Annotated in this window: 1 protein-coding gene; it reads left to right on the top strand. The window is 49.6% G+C overall.

Translation table 11 applies throughout. From position 1 onward, the window contains the following. The first annotated feature begins 289 nt into the window (after positions 1-289). Positions 290-1,066: an EFR1 family ferrodoxin gene (locus Q0095_RS02660; RefSeq protein ID WP_297881106.1), complete on the top strand. Its 777-nt coding sequence runs from the start codon at positions 290-292 to the stop codon at positions 1,064-1,066. The last annotated feature ends 160 nt before the right edge of the window (positions 1,067-1,226 follow it).

Genomic DNA, 1,226 nt, shown 5'->3' on the forward strand with positions numbered 1-1,226 from the left:
ACAGAGAATAAAATTTACGCTTTGCCTATAAAGCGCAAAAGATCACAGCATAGGCGGATTTGAGCTCATTTGAGATAAATTTTTTTCAAAAACTACCGCGTTTGGAGAAATTCCAAAAATAAATTTGCCAAATTTGCGGTAAAATTTAGACTAGTGTGGCGCGACGGTTATTTGCAAACAGACAAAAGGCGAATGCACCAAATAGCAATTTATTTAAATTTGTCGCCGCTTAGCGTTAAATTTTACGTAGTCGGCAAATTTAGTGCCTGAATTTAAAAGGATTCGCAAAATGATAGCGATTTATTTTAGCTCCACGGGCAACACGAAGTATTGCGTGGAGAGATTTATAGAGCGTCTGGGCGGTGATATCCCTGCGGTTTCGATCGAGGACAGGGCTTGCGGCGAGCTACTAAAGCGCCACAATGACGTGATCCTGGCCTATCCCGTTTACTTTAGCGACCTGCCGCAGATCGTGCGCGAGTTTATTTGCGAAAACAGCGCGAATTTTCGCGGTAAAAACGTCTTTATCATCGCTACGATGGAGATTTTTAGCGGCGACGGAGCGGGCTGCGCGGCTAGGATACTAAGGCGAGCTGGCGCGAGGATAACGGGCGGTGCACACATCAGAATGCCCGCGTTTATCCTCGACGTGGCGATTTTTAGCTATTCGGCGCAGAAAAACGAGCGCCTGATCAAGGAGGCGAACGCCAAGCTGCAGCGCGCCTCGGAGGCATTTGCCGCAGGTAAGCCGCCGAAAGAGGGGCTAGGCATGCTATGCCGCATCGCGGGGCTTTTGGGACAGCGGCTCTGGATGAAAATTTGGGACAAAACGCCGTTTGCCAGGCGCAAACCGAGCCTCGATGCGGCGCGGTGCAACGGGTGCGGCGAGTGCGCAAAATCCTGCCCGATGCAAAATATAAAAATCGCGCACGGCAAGGCGAGATTTGGCGAGCGCTGCACGATTTGCTACAGATGCGTAAACAAATGCAGGCAAAAGGCGATAACGATCCTCGGAAAGGCGAAAAATCTGGAAAAATCGGTCGCGGCGAGCTTTAAAGATATCTGACGCGCGCTCGTTCGGGTGGCTCCAGCTTTCGATAGTTTATTTTGTCGCGCTTTGCGCAGCTTTTAAATTTGCCGAAATGATCAAAATTTAGCGCCCGCCGCTCCCGCGCTACCTTAAATGCTCTTTTAGCTCTGCGATTTGCCGCTTAACTTCGTCTATT

The organism is uncultured Campylobacter sp. (assembly GCF_938045535.1).
In the GTDB taxonomy this organism is placed as follows: Bacteria; Campylobacterota; Campylobacteria; order Campylobacterales; family Campylobacteraceae; genus Campylobacter_B.

What these genes read in the sequence shown, in the direction of transcription:
- Q0095_RS02660 (WP_297881106.1), top strand. Translation starts at nt 290, where the DNA reads ATGATAGCGATTTATTTTAGCTCCACGGGCAACACGAAGTATTGCGTG.